The organism is Pseudodonghicola xiamenensis DSM 18339 (assembly GCF_000429365.1).
Classification (GTDB): Bacteria; Pseudomonadota; Alphaproteobacteria; order Rhodobacterales; family Rhodobacteraceae; genus Pseudodonghicola; species Pseudodonghicola xiamenensis.
Genome location: NZ_AUBS01000003.1, coordinates 96611 through 103521, shown reverse-complemented (window position 1 = coordinate 103521; position 6911 = coordinate 96611). Strand labels below are relative to the sequence as shown.

The 6911-nt window shown below is 63.2% G+C and carries 7 protein-coding genes and 1 pseudogene; 4 read left to right on the top strand and 4 right to left on the bottom strand.

Annotated features, from left to right (window positions below; genetic code table 11):
• A pseudogene (locus G455_RS27230) lies at window positions 1–199 on the bottom strand (hypothetical protein); the annotation flags it as partial.
• 57 nt (window positions 200–256) lie between these two features.
• Window positions 257–976, bottom strand: a complete 720-nt coding sequence (locus tag G455_RS0105570) for a uroporphyrinogen-III synthase (RefSeq protein ID WP_028092790.1) — start codon at window positions 974–976, stop codon at window positions 257–259.
• 72 nt (window positions 977–1048) lie between these two features.
• Between G455_RS0105570 and tsaD the strand changes: the two genes are divergently transcribed.
• From tsaD to G455_RS0105550, 4 genes are read left to right on the top strand one after another with little or no spacing between them, the layout of a single operon-like run.
• Window positions 1049–2143 (top strand): tRNA (adenosine(37)-N6)-threonylcarbamoyltransferase complex transferase subunit TsaD, encoded by a 1095-nt coding sequence (tsaD, locus tag G455_RS0105565; RefSeq protein WP_028092789.1) that lies wholly within the window; start codon window positions 1049–1051, stop codon window positions 2141–2143.
• Window positions 2140–3102 carry an NAD(P)H-dependent glycerol-3-phosphate dehydrogenase gene (locus tag G455_RS0105560; protein ID WP_028092788.1) on the top strand — a complete coding sequence of 321 codons (963 nt, stop codon included), beginning with the start codon at window positions 2140–2142 and terminating at the stop codon, window positions 3100–3102. The genes tsaD and G455_RS0105560 overlap by 4 nt, the downstream gene beginning before the upstream one ends.
• A 1-nt stretch (window position 3103) precedes the next feature.
• Window positions 3104–3370, top strand: coding sequence for a YciI family protein (locus G455_RS0105555; RefSeq protein WP_028092787.1), 267 nt, complete (start codon window positions 3104–3106; stop codon window positions 3368–3370).
• Entirely contained in the window at window positions 3370–3792 is a 423-nt protein-coding gene (locus G455_RS0105550; RefSeq protein WP_028092786.1) for an EVE domain-containing protein, read from the top strand. Before G455_RS0105555 ends, G455_RS0105550 begins: the two co-directional genes overlap by 1 nt.
• A 72-nt stretch (window positions 3793–3864) precedes the next feature.
• On the opposite strand, the gene G455_RS0105545 is transcribed toward G455_RS0105550, so the two are convergent.
• The gene (locus G455_RS0105545; protein WP_028092785.1) at window positions 3865–5214 is read right to left on the bottom strand and encodes an esterase-like activity of phytase family protein; all 1350 of its coding nucleotides are present in this window, start codon (window positions 5212–5214) and stop codon (window positions 3865–3867) included.
• 228 nt (window positions 5215–5442) lie between these two features.
• Window positions 5443–6837 (bottom strand): adenosylhomocysteinase, encoded by a 1395-nt coding sequence (gene ahcY / locus G455_RS0105540; RefSeq protein WP_028092784.1) that lies wholly within the window; start codon window positions 6835–6837, stop codon window positions 5443–5445.
• Window positions 6838–6911 lie beyond the last annotated feature (74 nt).

Below are 6911 nucleotides of genomic sequence, written 5' to 3'. Positions count from 1 at the left end.
CTTCGGCTTCGGCTTCGGCTTCGGCTTCGGCTTCGGAAGACGACTCTTCTCTCAGCGCTCCGGCGTCAATCTCCGTATCGGAGGTCTCGCCGGCCTGTTCCCCGGTCTGATCGCTGCCAGTTCCGGTTTCGATGCCAGGCTCGACCTTCGGCTTGCCCTCGGTCTCAAGCTCAGGTTTCGGATCGGTCTTATCGGCCACCCTGAAATCCCCTCCGATTCACAATGAAATAATCAGACGCTATGCGCTTGTCGCACCCTACTGCGCGCGGTCCGGCCCCTCAACCCGGCACGCCACGGCGGCCAGATGTTCGACAGCCACGCCAACCCCCGGCGAATCCGGCGTTTTCGCCACTTCGACAGCCGCAGCCTCCATGTTTTCAACGTTTTTCGCCGCGGCCTGGCTGATCGGGGCCAGGTAAAGCGGCGCGCAGCCGGCGAAAATTTCGGCAAAATGTCGCGCCGTTCGAGGGGAGAACAACGGCACAATTAACGGCTCCGTCCCGGCAAGCACCCCCTTCGCCGCCTCGCTGAGCGGTTCGAGGCGCTGATCGTAAAGCGGCAGGGCCCGGGTTTCGATCCCCCGCGCGCTGAGCCGTCCGGCGATATCGCCCCGGCTGTGCATGCCACGCAGATGCAAAAGCGGCCCTTCGGGCACCAGATCGGAAAGCGCGGCGATCAGATGTTCGGCATCGGGACAGGTCAATATCACCTGCCAGCCGACCGCCTGTGCGGCCCGGGCAGTCTTCACACCGACGCAATAGGCGGGCAGATCGCCCCCGGGCCCGGCACAGGCCACCCCGTTGGCCGAGGTGAAGATGACCCCGCCGATCCCAGCGGTGTCCACATCCACCCCAAGTGGCACGATCGTCATCAGCGGGCTGTAGACCGGCGTCAGCCGGGAGCGCAGCTCCCCGGGCAGGCCGGCGACGAAAGCCTCGGCCTCGGCACGCGGGCGGGTCATCAGAAGGATCGTCATTTGGGCCCCGGGATTGTTTGGCGGCTGACGGAGTGTTACCTGCGGCAGGGAAACAAGACAACGGCCGGGGCCATGGCGGACGCGATCACCATTCTGGGGCTGGAAAGCAGCTGCGACGATACTGCCGCCGCCGTGGTGCGGCGGGACGGGCAGGGGGCGCATATCCTCTCTTCCGTGGTTTACGGGCAGACCGAGCTGCACAGTGCCTTCGGCGGCGTGGTGCCCGAAATCGCGGCGCGGGCGCATGCCGAAAAGATCGACCTTTGCGTGACCGAGGCGCTGGAACGCGCCGGCTTGGCGCTGGCGGATGTGGACGCCGTGGCGGTTACTGCCGGCCCCGGGCTGATCGGCGGCGTGCTGGCCGGGGTGATGTGCGCCAAGGGCATCGCCGCGGCGACAGGGCTACCGCTGGTGGGCGTCAACCATCTGGCCGGCCATGCGCTGACCCCGCGGCTGACCGACGGCGTGGGCTTTCCCTATCTGATCCTCCTCGTCTCCGGTGGGCATTGCCAATATCTGATCGCCAAGGGACCGGAGGAGTTCACCCGCCTCGGCGGCACCATCGACGACGCCCCGGGAGAGGCCTTCGACAAGGCGGCCCGGCTGCTGGGCCTGCCGCAACCGGGCGGCCCCTCGGTCGAGGTCGAGGCGAAGATGGGCGATCCCAGGCATTTCCGGTTTCCGCGCCCGCTGCTGGACCGCGACGATTGCAACCTTTCGTTCTCGGGCCTCAAGACGGCGCTGTTGCGCACCCGCGACCAGATCGTCGCCGAAAAGGGCGGGCTGACGCGCGCCGACCGCGCCGATCTTTGCGCCGGGTTCCAGCAGGCGATCGTCGATGTGCTGGCGGAAAAGACCCGCCGGGCGCTGCGGATCTATCTGGCGGAAAACCCTGCCGATCCAGTACTGGCGGTGGCCGGTGGCGTGGCGGCGAATGGCGCCATTCGTGCCGGGTTAGAGACGGTTTGCACCGAGATGGGCGTGCGCTTCACCGCGCCGCCGCTCAAGCTTTGCACCGATAACGCGGCGATGATCGCCTATGCCGGGATCGAACGCTTCGCCAAGGGCGAACGTGATGATCTGACCCTGATGGCCCGGCCGCGCTGGCCGCTCGACAATACCAGTCCGGCGCTTCTTGGCGGTGGCAAGAAGGGGGCCAAGGCATGAGTGTTTCCGTCCTCGGCGCCGGGGCCTTCGGTACGGCCCTGGCGATTTCGCTGGCGGGGAAGGGGGCGGTGACGCTCTGGTCCCGGGATGCGGGCCATGTGGCCGAGATGGCGGAAAGTCGTGAAAACGCCCGCCGCCTGCCCGGGATGCCCTTGCCCCAAAACCTCAATGTGACGTCGGAGCTGCAGCAGGCGGCGCAAAACCGCGTCCTGTTGCTGGCGGTGCCGATGCAGCAATTGCGCCGGATGCTGGATGCCCATCGCGCCGAGCTGACCGGCAAGGTACTGGTCGCCTGCTGCAAGGGGATCGAACTGACCACCGGCCTTGGCCCGATCGAGGTGATGCGCGAGGCGCTGCCCGAGGCCCACCATGCACTGCTGACCGGACCCAGCTTCGCGGCCGATATCGCCATGGGGCTGCCCACGGCGCTGACCCTGGCCTGCGCCGATCCGGATCTTGGAAAATCCCTGCAACAGAGCCTGAATACCGCCAATCTGCGCCTCTATCGCACCACCGATACACTGGGGGCGGAAATCGGCGGGGCGTTGAAGAACGTGATCGCCATCGCCTGCGGCGCGGTGATCGGCGCCGGGCTGGGCGATAGTGCCCGCGCCGCGCTGATGACCCGCGGCTATGCCGAAATGCAACGGCTGGCGCGGCATCTGGGGGCAGAGGCGGATACGCTGGCGGGGCTATCTGGATTTGGCGATCTGGCGCTCACCTGCACCTCGACCCTGTCGCGCAATTACCGGCTGGGGCTGGCGCTGGGGCGGGGGGAGGTCTTTGACCCCACCGTCACCGTCGAAGGTGCCGCCACCGCCCATGCCACAGATGCCAAGGCCCGGGCCATGGGCCTCGATATGCCGATCACTGCTTGTGTGGTCGGGCTATTGGACGGAAAACTCACCCTCGACGCGGCGATGACCGCGCTTTTGACCCGACCCCTCAAGGAGGAATGACATGCTGATCGCCCTCATCGCCCGTGACAAAGCCGGCGCGCTGCAAATCCGCAAGGACAACCGTACCGAACATCTGGCCTATCTCGATGCGACCGGCGTGGTATCGCAGGCAGGCCCGCTGATTGTCGATGGTGACATGATTGGATCGCTGGTGATCCTTGACGTCGCCGATATGGCCGCAGCCGAAGACTGGGCCGCAAACGACCCCTATGCCAAGGCCGGCCTCTTCGACAGTGTCGAGCTGATCGAATGGAAGAAAGTGGTCTGATGGCCTATTGGCTGTTCAAATCCGAACCCTCGACCTGGAGCTGGGCCGATCAGGTCGCCAAGGGGACCGAGGGCGAGGAATGGGACGGCGTGCGCAACTATCAGGCGCGCAATTTCATGCGGGCGATGAAGCTGGGCGACAAGGGCTTTTTCTACCACTCACAGAGCGAGAAGGCGATTGTCGGGCTGATCGAGGTCTGCGCCGAAGTGCATCCCGACAGCAAGGCCGGAGATCCGCGTTGGGAATGCGTCGATATTCGTGCATTAGAGCCTGTTGATCGCCCCGTCACGCTGGATCAGATCAAGGCGGATCCGGCGCTGGCCGATATGGTACTGGTCAAGAATTCCCGCTTGTCAGTACAACCGTTGACCGAAGCGGAATGGCGCCATATCTGCACCCTGGCTGGGGTGTCACCAGACTGATCCCGACAGAAATCAACGAAAGATGACAAAAGGGGCGCCCCGTGGCGCCCCTTCGCATTGCAGTCTTCCACCTTACTTGGCAGCCAGCAGTTCCGGCACCGACAGCAGGATGAATTCGTTGTTGGCGGCCACACCCGGCTCCCGCCCGCCGGAGAACGGCAGGTTGTTGTCGTTGGCGACGATGATATGGGTATCGTCCAGCGCGATCACGTCCTCGATGGTGAAGAACGGGAAGGTGAACGGACCTTCGGCTGGTTTCATGCCGGCCAACGCCTTGCCATCCGGGTCGGCGATGTTCAGCAGGTCGATATGGCCGATGCGGCGCATGAAACCATCCGCGTCGATATCGGCGGTGTCGACCAGAACGATGTTCTTGACCTTCGCCGGCTTCGGATAGCAGGCCGAGGTATCGGTGGCGCCGTCGGCGCAGGCGCGGGCGGCATCGCCTTCACCGTTGTCGCGTTCGATCACCAGTGCGCGGGTGCCGTCGATGAAGTTGAAGTCACCGATCGCAGTGGCGCCTTCGGTCAACGCGAATTTCACGCTTTCCCCGGTCCATTCGGCCTTGTTGGTGTCAAATTTGATGACCCGCAGGAAGTTGCCCTCAGGCTTGCCGTCTTCGCCCAGGATCGGCTTTTCCAGCATCGCCCAGAGCAAGCCGGTACCCGGCTGCAGCGCCATGCCTTCATAGCCGCCGGACCGTTGCACCTGATAATCCTTGCCGGCTTCGGCGGGGACATAAACGCTGTAGGTGTCGGGGCCGTGCAGTTCCTTGCCGTCCAGCATGGTCGGGTAGACCGCCTTGACCACACCGTCGAGCCCGGCGCGAATGATATAGGGGCCGAACTCCTCACCGATCCAGACTTCGCCGTTCAGCACCTGGATCGACTCAAGATCAAAGTCGGCGCCGGTCAGATAGCGGCTCTTGCTGCCATCATAGGTGATGCGGAAGGGCACCTTATGGTCAGGATCCGACAGAAAGATGGTATCGCGGCGTTCGACCGTGCCATTGGCGAAGTCGGGGGCCATCTTGTGGAAGAACAGCATCGCGTCGGGGGAATTGCGCTTGCTGCCGAAACCGTTGTCGGTCAGCGCATAGATGCTGCCGTCTTCGGCCAGGTTCATGGCGAAACCGGACATGCCCTGCATCGGCTGGCCGATGAACGGCAGCGCGATACCGGTGTCGTGACCACCATAGCCCTTGCCGACATTGCCCATGACGCTCATCGGCTGATCATTGCGGGTCTTGCCGGTGAACTTGCCGGAAATCCAAGTGTCGCGCGGCGCGTCGGCAGGCGGGGTGATCAGGGTCAGCGCCGGGATATAGGCATGCCCGGCCAGGGTGGCGGGAAAGGTTTCTTCCGCGATGGCAGGCGCGGCAAGGGCGCTGGCCAAAGCGAGAACGGAAAGCGAGAGACGCATCGTGAATATCCTTTTGGATGTCGTGATGCGCCGGAGGTACGCGGGACAGGTAACAGACACATTGCCGTGATATGTCGGTTATGTAACCTGGCAGCCGATCTTTTCGCGCCGCTGCGTCATTCTCTCAACAAGCTGAAAAGCGGGAATAAATATCTTCCCTCGCGGCATCTGCCGAACATGAAAACGCCCCGCAGTGCGGGGCGTTTCCAAAGACCTGACGGTCGTCGATCAGTAACGGTAATGTTCCGGCTTGAACGGGCCTTCCGGTTTCACACCGATATAGGCAGCCTGCTCCGGCGTCAGCTTGGTCAGCTTGGCGCCGACCTTGGCCAGGTGCAGGGCCGCAACCTTTTCATCCAGATGCTTGGGCAGGATATAGACTTCGTTCTTGTAGTTCTCGCCCTTGGTGAACAGTTCGATCTGCGCCAGAACCTGGTTGGTGAACGAGGCCGACATCACAAAGGACGGGTGGCCAGTGGCGTTGCCCAGGTTCAGCAGACGCCCTTCGGACAGCAGGATGATGCGGGCGCCCGAGGGCATCTCGATCATATCCACCTGGTCCTTGATGTTGGTCCACTTGTGGTTCTTCAGCGCGGCGACCTGAATTTCATTGTCGAAGTGGCCGATGTTGCCGACGATGGCCATATCCTTCATCTCGCGCATATGCTCGATGCGGATGATGTCCTTGTTGCCGGTGGTGGTGACGAAGATGTCGGCCTTGGCGACTTCGTCTTCCAGCAGCACGACTTCGAAACCGTCCATCACCGCCTGCAGGGCACAGATCGGATCGGCCTCGGTCACCTTCACCCGGGCGCCGGCACCGCGCAGCGACGCGGCCGAGCCCTTGCCGACATCGCCATAGCCGCAGACCACGGCGACCTTGCCGGCCATCATGGTATCGGTGGCGCGGCGGATACCGTCGACCAGCGATTCCTTGCAGCCATATTTGTTGTCGAACTTCGACTTGGTGACAGAGTCGTTCACATTGATGGCGGGGAAGGGCAGGTGGCCCTTTTCCATCATCTGATACAGGCGGTGAACGCCGGTGGTGGTTTCTTCCGAAACGCCCTGGATCATGTGGCGCTGCTTGGTGAACCAGCCCGGGCTGGCCTCAAGCCGCTTCTTGATCTGGGCGAACAGCGCGACCTCTTCTTCCGAAGTGGGGGTGGCGATCAGATCGGTTTCGCCCTCTTCGACCCGTGCCCCCAGCAAGATGTACAGCGTAGCATCGCCGCCATCGTCAAGGATCATGTTGGCGCCGCCTTCCTCGAATTGGAAGATACGGTCGGCATAATCCCAATATTCTTCCAGCGTTTCGCCCTTGATGGCGAAAACCGGCGTGCCGCCGGCGGCAATCGCCGCAGCCGCGTGATCCTGAGTCGAAAAGATGTTGCACGACGCCCAGCGCACATCGGCGCCCAACGCCACCAGCGTTTCGATCAGAACCGCAGTCTGGATCGTCATGTGCAGCGACCCGGCGATGCGGGCACCCTTCAGCGGCTGCGCTTCACCGAACTCCTCACGCAGGGCCATCAGCCCCGGCATTTCGGTTTCGGCGATATCGAGTTCTTTGCGGCCGAAGTCGGCCAGCGCGATGTCCTTAACGATATAGTCGGATGCCATGAATTCGGGTTCCCTGAATAGCAAGCTTGTCGCCAGATATCATTCGTGGGGCCCGCGGACAAGCTTGCGGCAAG